Raw genomic sequence first — 12422 nt, forward strand, 5'->3', positions numbered from 1 at the left:
AAAGATTTCCTTATTTAAATCATAAATGAGCCTTCTATCCAAATTCGTCCAAGAGTACTCCCGCTTCTACAAGCGGTGAGGTGAATGGGACGTGGTTCGGTATCCCTTTTGCGGGGATGTTTAGAACCATTTTTTTTGTTAGAATAGTTGTAGCTCTTTGAAAACTGAAGATATGGGGTTGTTGCTGGAAAGGGTCAGTAACGTAAAATCTTCAACCACCCAGCTCACCGAAGTTGCGAAAACCAAGCGAAAGTAGGGAGCATAGCAGAGCATACTTTGTTTTCACCGCTGGGACGGCGGGTAGAGCCTGCTAAGATAACTGGACGTTGGTCTGGTGTTCGCAGGAATCTACCACCTCTATAGGTGGTAGTAGTTCAAATTAGCTGCCTTTACTTCAAGAATTGAATCTTAGACTGCTATCTTTAACAATACGTTATTTAGGCTAGTTTTTAAACCAGATAAGTAAGCATGTTGAATCCACACTCTCTTTAATCAAAATATCTGCTTCTTTAAGATCCGTTTGCTTACCTTAAATCTGATTTCCTAAATGAATACTTCCCTATTCATACAATTTAGTATAAACTAAATATATAGAAGCTGGTTAAATCACTGTTAATGGTTCAATTACTCTAACCTCACCATTAAATTTATTTGACCTATTTTTTTTGTGAACGGTTACATTACAAACAACTAGGAGGAAGTCAGAATGGGATTCAAGAAGATCACAGTATTATTTTTTGGCTTGCTTTTTGCGTTGCTAGTAGTACCTTTTTCATCAGCATTTGCAGATACGACATTGCTATGGTCCGGAGGTGTAACATATAACTCCGATCTTGATGCATATATTACACCTGTAGATAGTGCGCATGCCTCAGGAACTATACAAGTATGCAATACATCTAGTTTTGGAAGATGGTTTTATATCAAGGATCATGATCCAGATGGTTCAGATGAATATTTATATGATACCATGTCGTACCTTAGCCCAGGGTATTGCGGGTTATATTATATTCAAAATTTAGTAGATGGGACGAATGGGAAAGCCGAGATTTATCTTCAAACATCTAATAGTGGTAGCTCTTTCTCCATTTCCCAATATTATTGATAACAAAAACGACCTCTGATTTATTTCAGAGGTCTTCTTTTCTATGAACGAGAAAAAATATCAACTTTTTCCAAATCGAAAACCCATCTTAGTCCTTTTTGAGAGATTTGGTGGGGCTTTGGTGTTGTTGAAAGCAAACTAAATAAAAAGGTAACTAATGATAACATCCAACTGTATTTATCATGATGTTTATGAAGGAATATGACGAATCCTCACGAATTCCTTTATTTAGACTACTTTTTTGGGGCGATGTTTTTGTATAGTTGTCTACATAGTGCTACAAGTATTGGAATTGATGGTCTATTGGTCACAGTAGAGTTAGATATAAGTAATGGTTTACCTATGTTTGAAATTGTGGGGCTTCCTGATTCAGCGGTTCGAGAGGCAAAAGAACGTGTTCGCATCGGACTTAAAAATAGTGGATTTCAGTTTCCCTTACAGCGTATTACTGTGAATCTGGCGCCAGCAGATGTCAAAAAGGAGGGAACGATTTTTGATCTAGCAATTGCATTAAGTTTATTAGGTGCAAGTGAGCAACTAGAGATCAAAAACCTTCGGAAAACACTGGTGCTAGGAGAGTTAACATTAGATGGAAGATTACGCCCATTGTCAGGCGTATTGTCTATGGTGATGGAAGGAGTGCGACAAGGATTTACAACTGTCATCCTACCAGCTGAAAATGCTGAGGAAGCAAAATTAGTAGAAACGATGAATGTGATTCCTGCCGCACATCTGAAAGATGCAGTTCGATTTGTTCAATCTGAAGATACCCCTCACTTATGTGAAGTTGCAAGCTCAACAGAAGAGATAGAATCCTCTGTTGACTTTTCTGATGTGCAAGGATATTACCCTGTAAAAAGGGCAATGGAGGTGGCTGCTGCTGGAGGACATAACATACTACTTGTTGGACCTCCAGGTTCTGGAAAAACCATGCTCTCGAAAAGAATGGCATCAATTCTACCTGAAATGAATCGAGCAGAAGCACTTGAAGTGACTAAAATATATAGCGTAGCGGGATTAACCAAAAATCGAGGTCGACTTATTACCAAAAGACCTTTTCGTTCTCCGCATCATTCAGTCTCACCAGTTGGACTAGTCGGTGGTGGGTCCATTCCCAAACCAGGAGAAATCTCATTTGCCCACCGAGGCGTCTTATTTCTAGATGAAATGCCTGAATTTTCAAAAACAGCTTTAGAAGTAATCCGCCAACCTTTAGAAGATGGTGAGGTAACCATAAGCCGCGCACGAGCCACTTATACTTATCCTGCATCGATTCTTCTGGTCGGTTCGATTAATCCGTGTCCATGAGATTATCAATTATGGCATTTTGTCCAAAAAAAAATTCTGCTTGAACCTCAGCTTCTTTTTTTCCCCGATTGTTGATAGTTGTTTTTACAACGATTTTTTTTAGCAATGACTTTATTATTTCCCGACGTTCTTCGAAAGTCAATTCATTTTTAATTTTCGTTAATAAACGTTCTGCATTTTCAACCGAATGTAAATAGCTTATCTCAGATTTTAAAGCAAACTCAATGTCATTAAGAAGGTTTTCTAATTCTTCACGTTCTTTTTCAATCTTTCCGATTTGAGATGCAACATCATCGTAAGATATGATCTTTTTGCGGAATAAATCTAATATGTCCTGTTTTTCGTAATCTTTGCTTGCTAAGTTGTTTTGGATGAGTTCTTTTTCTGAAAGTAGATTTTTTTCTTTATCTAGGTGATGTTGATTTTTGGAAGCAGCAATTATGTCCAAGGCTTCACCAGGGTTACTAATAAATTTCAATATTTGATCCCATATCAACTTTTCAATCCATGCTTGTGGGATGTTTTTAGATGGACATTTCCCAAATACCGCTGAGTTGGGTTTACTCCCACAAACATAATATGCTTTAATTGGTCTTTTGTCTGCTGGATGTTTTTTCGTTCCTGACGAGTATGCCAATCCTGTATATCTTCGACCACATGTCCCACAAAAAATTAGTCCCTTGAGTAAATATTGCCTTCTAGCGTTTCGATTAGATTCGATAAAATTATCTTTTAACACCTGTTGAGCTTTTTCCCATTGTTCTTTAGTAATTATTGCAGGCACTTCTCTCGTAATAATTTCTCTATCTTTATTTGATCGTTTTCCATAGTTATGTACTCCTTTATAAGTGGTATTCTTAATGATATTACCAATTCTTGTAGGATGCCAACGACCAGATGTTTTTTGTTTGCGTTTTCCACGAGTGATACTTCGATTGTCTTTTACATATGAGGGTGGTATGCCAAGATCGTTTAAATGTTTAGCAACTTTTATGGTAGAGTAATTTTCATCAGCTATCAATCGAAAGATCAAGCGAATTATATCTGATTCACTCATATTTCCGATTATCGGCGCATCATTAATTTCTAAAAAGCCATCATCATTTACAAAATAACCGTAGGGAACAATACCTCCGAGCCATTTACCGAGTTTGGCAGCACGATTAGCACCATGCCACATTCGATCAAGTATATTAGACCTTTCTAAATCTGCAACACCAGCCAGTACAGTTAGCAGAAATCTTCCAGATGAATCAGAAGTATCAAACGGCTCGGTCATTGATTTGATTTTTGCACCAATCTTTTCGAGATCATGAACGGCGTTTAGTATCACCCTAGTAGACCTTCCTAGACGATCCAATTTATATATTAATAATAGTTCATATACTTTATTTTTAGCGTCTTCTAATGCCTTTGAACCAGCTTCTCTTTCCTCAAAAGGTATCGTACCACTAACTCCATCATCTCTGTAAAACTCCGCTATTTCTAATTGATGTAAGTTATACAGGCGATGTGAAGGGATTGGGTATGACATGGGAATGTAAGGCGCGTAAGGACGGTTTTAAGATGCTCTATAGCTGGCTAGAGGGCAATAACGATGCTCTTGCGCTCAAAGCTGATCGGAAAGAATGGCTGGTATGTATGCCATTAACAAAACTTCAGGAGCGTTTCAGACCTATTAAACCTCATCCAATGATATCAACTAATCCGAAGATATGTTCAGGTGATCCAATTATAAAAGGAATCAGAATAAGGGTTGCTGATATCTTAAAGTTTTTGAAAACTGGATTAACAATTGAAGAGATATGCGAAGATTACAATTTAACAAATGAGCAAATACATGAAGCTATCGATTATGTTGTTTCATTCCTAGACAGAAATTAAAAGGTCAAAAAAGATCAGCATACGAATTTTCGTACGCCAACCTTTTTTGATCATGAGGACTTTCTTTGCATTGTAGGGAACTTATCTGGGGAAGCGGATTGCTCGTCTCGACTCTATCTTCTTACGCCTCTGCTCTCTATTGTAGAATCCGATAGGGACTCCAACACCAGAACCGATTATCATTCCTATGATGCAGTCTTTGATTGTACTGAAAGGTTCATCGAGGTGGATTTTGGTGGGGACCAGCATATCAACGACTGTGTAGGTCACCAAACCAACGGCGACCATTCCGAGTTCGAAGAGGATGATGGAACGGTGACGACGGAAGAAGTTGAGGATACGACGAATCCTTCCCACAGTTGCCCTCCTGAGTGGTCGAAGAATCGGCTCAACATCAACTTTTTTGATGCTGCTGCCTCGGGAAGAGGTTATTTGTTTTTGGATAACAATTGCCCTGGTTACAGTTAAAGTATAGCAAATCAATATAAATAGAAAAATCCCTCCAATAGGGAGAGATAGAATATGTCCAATTCCTATTATACCATAGGAGGGATAAGTATTATGAATCAATTAATCAAAGAGTATAAAAATTCCCTTGAGAAAGTTCGATTAGCTAAAAAGCGAGTTCAAATAAAAGAAACTGAGGAACAAAAAGAGCAATATCGATTACTTTGTAGCATGGAACGGGATTTGCTATGGTCTATTCAATGGATGGAAACTGGAAGAAGACCAGGCAATAAACGAGGGGTTGAACGTCTAGCAGCATACCAACAAGAGATATCCTTTGATCCAATTTGGATCCAAAACTATGCTTATACTTCAACTGATGGGATGGTGGGTAGTCGGATCACTCAAACGGATCGTGAAAGGATTGATGAGGCATTGAGTTCACTTTCCCCACTTGAAAGAGAGGTATACTTGATGAGTCGTGGTCGGGGGATTTCTTACTCCGAAATTGCTATGATGATGAGTGTAAAAAAGGGCACAGTTCAAAAAATGTTGGAAAGGGCAGAAAAAAACTTAAAATGTTCAAAGAAGAAAAGTGTATAATTTGAAACCATACCCCTTTTCCGTATAATTAAAAAACAAAGGGGCTGATATGTATATTTCTTAATTTTCTTTTCGATCCTGTGCTTTGGAGAACTTTATTTGTAAGTATGGTTGGTACGGCTATTGTAGGAGGAGCATTTTCTATATTTTTTAATAAGAAATTAGAATCCTATAAATTTATCCTCAATAAGCAATTAGAAACATATAAGCAAGAATGGCAAGTTAAATTTCATAGTACTAGCCTGTATTTGTCGAAAAAACAAGAGGTCTATGCAAAAATGTACTCTAAAATCACAATAACTGTAGGTAACATATTTGATTTGAGAAGGTATCCTGACGTAAAATCTTTTCAAGATTTCAGCGAAAAGGATTTAATGGAATATATAAAAGAATATGTAACTGATGGAGTTGGTAAAGACATACAAAGAGTATTTAACGAGGGTGATAAAGAAAAAGCCGAAAGATTATTTAGTATCGCCAAAAAACAAACGATGTATAGTATAGCTTATCAAAGTATCTGTGGTTGTAATAACTTTTTCCTTGAAAACGAATTGTTTTTTTCAAAAGAGACAATCGAACTAATTAGTACAATAAATTCATATCTAAAAAAACTACACTCCAATTACTATCCTGAATATTATCAACATCCTGATAGTGGGATTGATCAAAGGATACTTCGAGAGGAAAATGATTCATACAAGGAAATTTTAATTAAAAGTGTAGATGAATTAAAAACATTAATGAGAGAAGAGCTAAGTTAATCTTTGTCTTACGAATGCCACCTATTTGTAGATGGAAAAATAAATGTTTCTACTTTTATAGATGAGGGAAAATCTTGCGTTGTAAGAGTAAAGAATGTGGAGGTAACATGTTGTCTAAACAACGCAAGATTTTTAATTTGTTATGGATTATTATAGGGGCTATATTATTGATCACAATTATTTCTGTTGTTATTTATCTTTGGTTGAGTAAGAACTATAGTGGTGAAGTTGATGCTGCAATTATCAATAGTTTTGGAGTTATAGTTACATTTATTGGCACGATTGGTGTAACCGCGTATATCAATATCCAGACCCAAAAAATGCAACTTCAAGCGATTCAGATACAGAAGGATATGACCGAACAATCCAATCGTCTGACAGAAAGTTTAACAATACATCAAAGTAGGTCTGTAATAAGAGATAAGATTTTGGAGAAAAGATTTGAGAAGTATCCAGAAATTTATAAAAAAGTACAGAATATAGGTTACTTTGTTGAAATTATAGGGTTAGAACCTTCCCCAAGCGAGAAAAGATTCAAAGATTTTATATTGCATTATGAAGAGTCTAAAAAAGAGTTAGATAAACTTATGTATGATTCCTCTTCATATTATATATCGAAGGAGGTAAAGAAACTTATACGAGATGCTTTTTTTATCATGAAGGACACTGTTTATCTAGAACTTTATAAAATTTCTACAGAAAAAATTGTTTCAGTTGATGAATGTTCCGAGGATCTTTGGAAAATAAGAGAAACTTTATGGAAAACAATTGCTAAAGAGATAGACATAGAAGTAATAGAAGAAGACATTAGAATATTAGGATTTAAGGAGATGGATAAAGGTAGTGGATATTGAAATAATTAATTAGTCATGTTCAGAAAGAATTTTGCACAAAGATTGCACTTTTGGTTTAATAATCCAGTGTAATATGGTATCAAGAGTCATAGGGTTTGTACGTATGCAATAAAAGAGATAGCGACAACATACCGCTATCTCTCTTTTTTGTTGTCTTCATGGACATATTCAAACGCTTCCTGAAGGGGTACATTAAGTAATAATATATAATTTTGGAGGTGGGTGAGACATGTGAAATTAAACCCAAAACAGCGAGCATTTGCAGATTATTACATTGAGCTAGGAAATGCAGAAAAGGCAACTGTAGCAAGTAAGATTGAACGTGCTGAAAGGAAATTGATTAAATTTAAACGAAAGAATTTGGTTGGATAACGCACATCAGGTGGGGAACGTTCCCCACCTGATTTTGTGCTGTTCTTCAGCGACTCACATCACTGGTCATCAGTTGAGTCATCCCCGAACACACGGTTGTACTCAGCGTCGAACTCTGCATGTTCTTCAACAGTTGCGGTTCCACTCAGAACCTTAACCGCTAAGTAAACGCCTCTGAACCTGGGTTCTGGCTTAGTCATGATCACCTCCTCACGAAGGCTCTAGCATGGATTGTACCAGTATCTCCTCTGTTGGGGAGTCGATCCAAACCTCCAATCGAATCGACCATGTGCAATGACAACTTTATTATAACAATTTGAAAAAAATGAGTAGTATGAGGTATGAATGCCACCTATATAGAAGGGAAAATCCTTCAATAATACAATACATAGTAATCACAGGGGATTATGTAGTGTGCATATGTTTACCAAGGATCGGAGGGCATCGCCTTAAATAGTCCGGTCGGCGGATGTATGTATCCGTTTTAATAGCCGCCATTCTCAGTAGACATGACTTGTTGTCGTGTTCAATGTTTGAGAGGGCGGTTTTATTATTGTAGTTTTGAATAAATGGAAGATCTGGTGGGGATTTTCTCCCCACCAGATCTCACGGAAGCCGTGCTAGTTGCTGTTCTTGTCGGGGGGGTTGTTCTGACCGCTCAGCAGCTTGTTGACCAGATGAGCTGTCGAGATCTCCTCGTCGGAGGCAGTGCCGTCCGCGAGCCTTCGAATCAGATCATCGAGAGGCATGTCGAGGATCTCCTTCGGGGTCGGCGGCTTCTTGTTCGGCGTGTTGTCGGTGGTCACACCGATCTCCCTTCTCTCCCTATGGGAGTAGCGAAAAAAATGCTGCTGTATCTAGGTTTGATCCCTTCTCAATGCTTCTAGATACAGTATATCGGTCTAAAAATCATTATACACAAAGATACATAATGGCACTATTGAATCGATCAGGGTGCTTTTATCATCATAGATCGATGGTGTAATGGCAACACGGCAGTCTCCAAAATTGCAATCAAGGGTTCGACGGTGGTTAAATCTTAATCAATCAGGCTGTGGACTTGTTGGCTCATATTGCTTGCCATTGAATCCACAGCCTGTTTTTTCTACAATCGAGAACCGCGGGTGCAGGGAGTCAGATCGTTAGTCAGAGATGACCTGATCGCCTCCAGACTGAGACTGGTAGACCCGACCGTGCCCCGATGCTCTGGCGGTCATGGTGATCTTCTTCGGACTCTTTCCGCCAGTTGTCTGATGAATCCTGGCGTCCCCACTAAAAGTGGGATCGCTTCTCTAATGAGAGCACCTGTACGGTTTCGACTATTTAAATTATAACATATAACCCTGATTTGAAGATGATACAGTTAACATACCTCAAAGAATCATTAGAAAATACAGTTTTACTATGTCAATTAAAATAAAATAAATTAATAAACCACTCGTTTCGGTGGTTTTTATTATGTATCTGGAGGTGGGTGAGACATGTGAAATTAAACCCAAAACAGCGAGCATTTGCAGATTATTACATTGAGCTAGGAAATGCAGAAAAGGCAACTGTAGCAAGTAAGATTGAACAAGAAAAGAAAAAGCTGATAAAATTTAAGCGACAGAATTTGGTTGGATAAAGCACGCCAGATGAGGATCTCTCCCCACCTGGTTTTGTGCATGATCTCAGCCGTTTAGACCATAAATGTTGTGCCCTCTTTTCGAACCTTTGAATAGTTTTTTGACTGAGGCTAATTGGTTAGGTGTAAGACATTGTCTTTATAGGTCAGGGTCTGGCATGGATGATGGTGTAGGTAGTCCCGTTGGGTCTCTGCCAGACTTCTGTCTCGTAGAAGATTCCATCTACTACATCATGGCTCGAATCGATCAGCACATCGTTAGGATCAGGGGTGATTTCATCTTCCATCGAAGCCTACTCCTAAGGCTCTAGCAGGAATAGCAAGAAGCTCCTCTTCTGAGGAGTCGATCGAAATCTCCAATCGAATCGACTATGTGCATGAACAATTTTATTATAACAATTTGAAAAAAAATGAGTAGTATGAGGTACGAATGCCACTTATACATAGAGGGATAAAGACAAAAAACACTACATATTGATTTCGGATTTATGTATTAAGAATCAAAAAGTATAGCCTTAAATAGTCTAATCGACTGATGTTCAGTGATAGAGGTAGCACTTAACTGTTTTACCTTTATTTGATTATAGAGATGAGAAAGGTTCTCCATGTACTTCATCTAATGTATAATCTAATTTGTCCAGCAATTTTCCGATTAAAAACCTTAACCGGAAATTGCAACATGCAGGGTTCAAAAGATCTTGCCTGAGCCAAAGGAGTAAATTGTGCAGCAGGCGAAAATAGTGCCTCAAGGACCTCCGAAAAAGAAACCGAGGACGCCAGGAGTCCCGAAGCGGAAGCCGACTGATCAACCGAAGCCGCCACAGGAGCCTCCAAGAAAGTGATCTAAGAGGCAATAGTTAAAAAGAATAGAGCAGAAAGGAAGCATCGTTTATTTCCTTTCTGCTCTATTCTTTTGACATGTTCAGATTCAAAGGAAATTATCCATGATATCCGTTGAAGCGGTTTTACTTTATTATGCAATTGGAGGTGGGTGAGACATGTGAAATTAACCCCGAAACAAAAGGCATTTGCCGATTATTACATCAAGCTTGGGAATGCAGAAAAGACAACTGTTGCAAGTAAGATTGAGCGTGCTGAAAGGAAGTTATTACAATTTCGATTATCTTGTGTGCATAGTTATGGGGATTGAAAATAAGAAATGTTCCCTATATTATTTTTGCCGAACGAATAATATTAAAAACTAGCTCAAGAGGTACTTTGATGGATTTAAAAAAAGTTTTAATGTTAATACTTTTGTTTTGTGCAATAGTTATAACAGCCTCAGTAGTATATGGAGTCATATTGTTTGCAAATTCGCAGGAACAAGACCAACAATTAAAGCATCAACAACAAATAAAGCAAAAACAGGTCGAAATGAAGCAAGTGCAGGTGGAGAAAGAGATTGAAAAGGAGAAAGAGCAAGTCATAGCATATTTTGAGAAAAGTGAACAATGGGAGTCCAAAATTAGCAATGCTTCATATGCAAAAGATTCCGAAGAAATGAAGATGGTAATTGATGAGATGGATAAATATCCGGTTCCTAAACCCGTATTAGTACAATATCATGATCCATTGAAGCAGATTGCAATCAATTCAATTGAACCAATAGAGAAATACAATCAAACAGTTGGCTTAATTGGGAATGGATCTCGTGAGGTTGCATATAATTACGGTTGGTCGTTAGGTAGGTTAAGACGCCTGGGAGAAGAATATCAGGCACTGATGGAGGTAAAGAAAATAGTTAAGAATAAATACTATAATCAATAATCTATATGAGGTACGAATGCCACCTATATATAACAGGGTAGGGTAGCGGCTACTAACCGCTACCCTTTTGGTGTAAAAAGCTCATTGATCGGTGTTTCAAGTAAGATTGACAATTTGATAGCCTTGCTCATGGGAATGTCCGCTTTATTGTTGATGTACTTGTTTAACATCTGATATTTGATTCCCAGTTGTTCAGCAAGCCAATAACGGTCAATCGGTTTTCCTTGCTCTTTTCTTTTTTGCAGTATTGAGCCTATATGACAGATATAATTCATATGAATTCACTCCTAATTATGATATATTAGAGAGTAGGGATTGCGAGTCCCTACTCAAATGTCTTTCCTAGTCGTCCTTACCGTTGCGAGCGTTGGGGCGACTTTTCATATACTCATCTAGGTGGACTAGTTCATCTTTGTGTGGAATGTAGACCTTGAGTTGATCATTTCTTCCGATGAGGACAATGAACTCTTCCCCTTTCACACGCCATGTGTACATGTATGTCATACGAGGGTTATACATGGTTTCACCTCCTTTCGGTTGGTGATTTGGGTTTTATCAGCTCCTTTCAATGTGGTATATTGGTGAGTAGGGAGTGTTGGCTCCCTACTCTAAGGTGTTAGTCGTCCAATGTGATGGTTGGGCGGCTTTGCTTTACGAGTAAGTCTTTTACTAGGTAGGTTCGTCCATCTGGTAGTTTGACGTGTGGTTCAGCGTTTATAACGATGATTTCAAATTCGGTTACTTCGTCAATTAAGAAAGAATAGTAGTCGTAGACCTTCACGTGATCACCTCCTTTCATGGTGATCTTTTTTGATTTTGTTATCATCTCCCCTCGTTTTGATATATTTATTATAACACAATGTATACTTGAAGTAAATATATATATACTAAAAATATATATTATATTTCGGAGTAGGAAACAAGGTTTCGATTCCCTTTCAATATGCCAAGATAATTTATGATCTGGAACTCTTCTATGTACTACAAATATTCTTCCTTTTTCGAATAAGACTGAGAAAGGGGGGGATTATATTGTCTGATACATACACTAAAAAGAATGTACCACATTGCCCTAACTGCAATTCTCAAAGAGTGCATCATGTTTCTAAGTGGTTGTGGCTAAGCATATGGATTTGTTTCTCATTAGTCTTATTGATTGTGTATGTGGGTCTAGTACTGTTAGCACTTACACCACTGTTATGGTGGTTGATTCCAAGCTACTGGATGTGTCGTAATTGTAAGACGACCACAAAGGATAAGCAGATGGTATTTAAGGATCTAGAGTTGCCCAGGGTACAAGGGAATGATTCTAGGTTCTTTAATAGGTAGAGTAGATCACATTTATGTGGTCTAATTTTTATGGGAAGTGTGATGTATGAAACAGGTAGATTCATTCTATAGAAGAAAAGCATGGCAGCAATGCAGGATACAAGTATTACAAAGAGATCATTATCTATGCCAGGTCTGTATTATCAAGGGGATCTATACACCTGCTGATGTAGTGCACCATATCGAACACCTGAAGGATCGACCAGACAAAGCATTAGATATGAGTAACTTACAGAGTGTATGTCACACCTGTCATAATCGTTTGCATCCAGAGAAAGGAAACAAACGTTACGATGGTAGTAAAAAGAAAAAAATAAAAACGAGCGTTCGTATTATCGAATCGAAGTCAAACATCGAGAGATGGTGAG

19 protein-coding genes are annotated in these 12422 nt (G+C 37.8%); 11 read left to right on the plus strand and 8 right to left on the minus strand.

Annotated features, from left to right (window positions below; translation table 11 throughout):
• Positions 1-706 precede the first annotated feature (706 nt).
• Together BUB71_RS14255 and BUB71_RS14260 are read left to right on the plus strand one after the other, a co-directional pair.
• Complete coding sequence (locus BUB71_RS14255; protein WP_073155975.1) at positions 707-1105, plus strand: hypothetical protein; 399 nt, start codon at positions 707-709, stop codon at positions 1103-1105.
• 255 nt (positions 1106-1360) lie between these two features.
• A complete protein-coding gene (locus BUB71_RS14260; RefSeq protein WP_073155978.1) occupies positions 1361-2413 on the plus strand; it encodes a YifB family Mg chelatase-like AAA ATPase in 1053 nt (350 codons plus the stop codon).
• On the opposite strand, the gene BUB71_RS14265 is transcribed toward BUB71_RS14260, so the two are convergent.
• Positions 2397-3947, minus strand: coding sequence for a recombinase family protein (locus BUB71_RS14265; RefSeq protein ID WP_073155980.1), 1551 nt, complete (start codon positions 3945-3947; stop codon positions 2397-2399). The genes BUB71_RS14260 and BUB71_RS14265 overlap by 17 nt on opposite strands.
• Before the next feature lie 158 nt (positions 3948-4105).
• Here BUB71_RS14265 and BUB71_RS20305 point away from each other — a divergent pair, with 158 nt between their 5' ends.
• A complete protein-coding gene (locus BUB71_RS20305) occupies positions 4106-4297 on the plus strand; it encodes a DUF433 domain-containing protein (protein WP_084731605.1) in 192 nt (63 codons plus the stop codon).
• Positions 4298-4378: 81 nt separating this feature from the next.
• On the opposite strand, the gene BUB71_RS14275 is transcribed toward BUB71_RS20305, so the two are convergent.
• Positions 4379-4654 carry a hypothetical protein gene (locus BUB71_RS14275; protein WP_073155983.1) on the minus strand — a complete coding sequence of 92 codons (276 nt, stop codon included), beginning with the start codon at positions 4652-4654 and terminating at the stop codon, positions 4379-4381.
• A gap of 204 nt (positions 4655-4858) precedes the next feature.
• Here BUB71_RS14275 and BUB71_RS14280 point away from each other — a divergent pair, with 204 nt between their 5' ends.
• The 4 genes from BUB71_RS14280 to BUB71_RS18885 all read left to right on the plus strand — a co-directional run bounded on the left by BUB71_RS14280 (position 4859) and on the right by BUB71_RS18885 (position 7334).
• Positions 4859-5347 (plus strand): sigma factor-like helix-turn-helix DNA-binding protein, encoded by a 489-nt coding sequence (locus tag BUB71_RS14280; RefSeq protein WP_073155986.1) that lies wholly within the window; start codon positions 4859-4861, stop codon positions 5345-5347.
• 107 nt (positions 5348-5454) lie between these two features.
• Positions 5455-6108 carry a hypothetical protein gene (locus BUB71_RS14285; RefSeq protein WP_073155990.1) on the plus strand — a complete coding sequence of 218 codons (654 nt, stop codon included), beginning with the start codon at positions 5455-5457 and terminating at the stop codon, positions 6106-6108.
• Between the two features lie 107 nt (positions 6109-6215).
• A complete protein-coding gene (locus BUB71_RS14290) occupies positions 6216-6962 on the plus strand; it encodes a hypothetical protein (protein WP_139279121.1) in 747 nt (248 codons plus the stop codon).
• A 231-nt stretch (positions 6963-7193) separates the two neighbouring features.
• Positions 7194-7334, plus strand: coding sequence for a terminase small subunit (locus tag BUB71_RS18885; RefSeq protein ID WP_175552376.1), 141 nt, complete (start codon positions 7194-7196; stop codon positions 7332-7334).
• A gap of 59 nt (positions 7335-7393) precedes the next feature.
• Here BUB71_RS18885 and BUB71_RS19655 read toward each other — a convergent pair whose 3' ends face one another.
• Both BUB71_RS19655 and BUB71_RS19180 read right to left on the minus strand, forming a co-directional pair.
• A complete protein-coding gene (locus tag BUB71_RS19655) occupies positions 7394-7534 on the minus strand; it encodes a hypothetical protein (protein ID WP_175552377.1) in 141 nt (46 codons plus the stop codon).
• Positions 7535-7954: 420 nt separating this feature from the next.
• Positions 7955-8140 (minus strand): hypothetical protein, encoded by a 186-nt coding sequence (locus BUB71_RS19180; protein ID WP_139279122.1) that lies wholly within the window; start codon positions 8138-8140, stop codon positions 7955-7957.
• 677 nt (positions 8141-8817) lie between these two features.
• Here BUB71_RS19180 and BUB71_RS18890 point away from each other — a divergent pair.
• Positions 8818-8958 (plus strand): terminase small subunit, encoded by a 141-nt coding sequence (locus BUB71_RS18890; protein WP_175552378.1) that lies wholly within the window; start codon positions 8818-8820, stop codon positions 8956-8958.
• A gap of 146 nt (positions 8959-9104) precedes the next feature.
• Here BUB71_RS18890 and BUB71_RS19660 read toward each other — a convergent pair whose 3' ends face one another.
• Positions 9105-9245, minus strand: a complete 141-nt coding sequence (locus BUB71_RS19660) for a hypothetical protein (RefSeq protein WP_175552379.1) — start codon at positions 9243-9245, stop codon at positions 9105-9107.
• 713 nt (positions 9246-9958) lie between these two features.
• On the opposite strand from BUB71_RS19660, the gene BUB71_RS18895 reads away from it, so the two are divergent.
• A complete protein-coding gene (locus BUB71_RS18895) occupies positions 9959-10108 on the plus strand; it encodes a terminase small subunit (RefSeq protein WP_175552380.1) in 150 nt (49 codons plus the stop codon).
• 71 nt (positions 10109-10179) lie between these two features.
• Positions 10180-10725 carry a hypothetical protein gene (locus BUB71_RS14320; RefSeq protein ID WP_073156006.1) on the plus strand — a complete coding sequence of 182 codons (546 nt, stop codon included), beginning with the start codon at positions 10180-10182 and terminating at the stop codon, positions 10723-10725.
• Positions 10726-10784: 59 nt separating this feature from the next.
• On the opposite strand, the gene BUB71_RS14325 is transcribed toward BUB71_RS14320, so the two are convergent.
• The 3 genes from BUB71_RS14325 to BUB71_RS19670 all read right to left on the minus strand — a co-directional run bounded on the left by BUB71_RS14325 (position 10785) and on the right by BUB71_RS19670 (position 11506).
• Complete coding sequence (locus tag BUB71_RS14325; protein ID WP_073156009.1) at positions 10785-11000, minus strand: helix-turn-helix domain-containing protein; 216 nt, start codon at positions 10998-11000, stop codon at positions 10785-10787.
• A gap of 67 nt (positions 11001-11067) precedes the next feature.
• Complete coding sequence (locus tag BUB71_RS19665; protein ID WP_175552381.1) at positions 11068-11244, minus strand: hypothetical protein; 177 nt, start codon at positions 11242-11244, stop codon at positions 11068-11070.
• Between the two features lie 97 nt (positions 11245-11341).
• On the minus strand, positions 11342-11506 hold the full coding sequence (locus tag BUB71_RS19670) for a hypothetical protein (protein WP_175552382.1): 165 nt from the start codon (positions 11504-11506) through the stop codon (positions 11342-11344).
• Positions 11507-12100: 594 nt separating this feature from the next.
• Between BUB71_RS19670 and BUB71_RS14335 the strand changes: the two genes are divergently transcribed.
• Entirely contained in the window at positions 12101-12421 is a 321-nt protein-coding gene (locus BUB71_RS14335) for an HNH endonuclease (RefSeq protein WP_073156016.1), read from the plus strand.
• Position 12422: the final 1 nt, after the last annotated feature.

It is taken from the genome of Seinonella peptonophila (assembly GCF_900129355.1).
GTDB classification, from domain to species: Bacteria; Bacillota; Bacilli; order Thermoactinomycetales; family Thermoactinomycetaceae; genus Seinonella; species Seinonella peptonophila.

What these genes read in the sequence shown, in the direction of transcription:
- BUB71_RS14255 (WP_073155975.1), top strand. Translation starts at nt 707, where the DNA reads ATGGGATTCAAGAAGATCACAGTATTATTTTTTGGCTTGCTTTTTGCG.
- BUB71_RS14265 (WP_073155980.1), bottom strand. Translation starts at nt 3,947, where the DNA reads ATGTCATACCCAATCCCTTCACATCGCCTGTATAACTTACATCAATTA.
- BUB71_RS20305 (WP_084731605.1), top strand. Translation starts at nt 4,106, where the DNA reads ATGATATCAACTAATCCGAAGATATGTTCAGGTGATCCAATTATAAAA.
- BUB71_RS14280 (WP_073155986.1), top strand. Translation starts at nt 4,859, where the DNA reads ATGAATCAATTAATCAAAGAGTATAAAAATTCCCTTGAGAAAGTTCGA.
- BUB71_RS14285 (WP_073155990.1), top strand. Translation starts at nt 5,455, where the DNA reads ATGGTTGGTACGGCTATTGTAGGAGGAGCATTTTCTATATTTTTTAAT.
- BUB71_RS14290 (WP_139279121.1), top strand. Translation starts at nt 6,216, where the DNA reads ATGTTGTCTAAACAACGCAAGATTTTTAATTTGTTATGGATTATTATA.
- BUB71_RS19655 (WP_175552377.1), bottom strand. Translation starts at nt 7,534, where the DNA reads ATGACTAAGCCAGAACCCAGGTTCAGAGGCGTTTACTTAGCGGTTAAG.
- BUB71_RS19660 (WP_175552379.1), bottom strand. Translation starts at nt 9,245, where the DNA reads ATGGAAGATGAAATCACCCCTGATCCTAACGATGTGCTGATCGATTCG.
- BUB71_RS14320 (WP_073156006.1), top strand. Translation starts at nt 10,180, where the DNA reads ATGGATTTAAAAAAAGTTTTAATGTTAATACTTTTGTTTTGTGCAATA.
- BUB71_RS14325 (WP_073156009.1), bottom strand. Translation starts at nt 11,000, where the DNA reads ATGAATTATATCTGTCATATAGGCTCAATACTGCAAAAAAGAAAAGAG.
- BUB71_RS19665 (WP_175552381.1), bottom strand. Translation starts at nt 11,244, where the DNA reads ATGTATAACCCTCGTATGACATACATGTACACATGGCGTGTGAAAGGG.
- BUB71_RS14335 (WP_073156016.1), top strand. Translation starts at nt 12,101, where the DNA reads ATGAAACAGGTAGATTCATTCTATAGAAGAAAAGCATGGCAGCAATGC.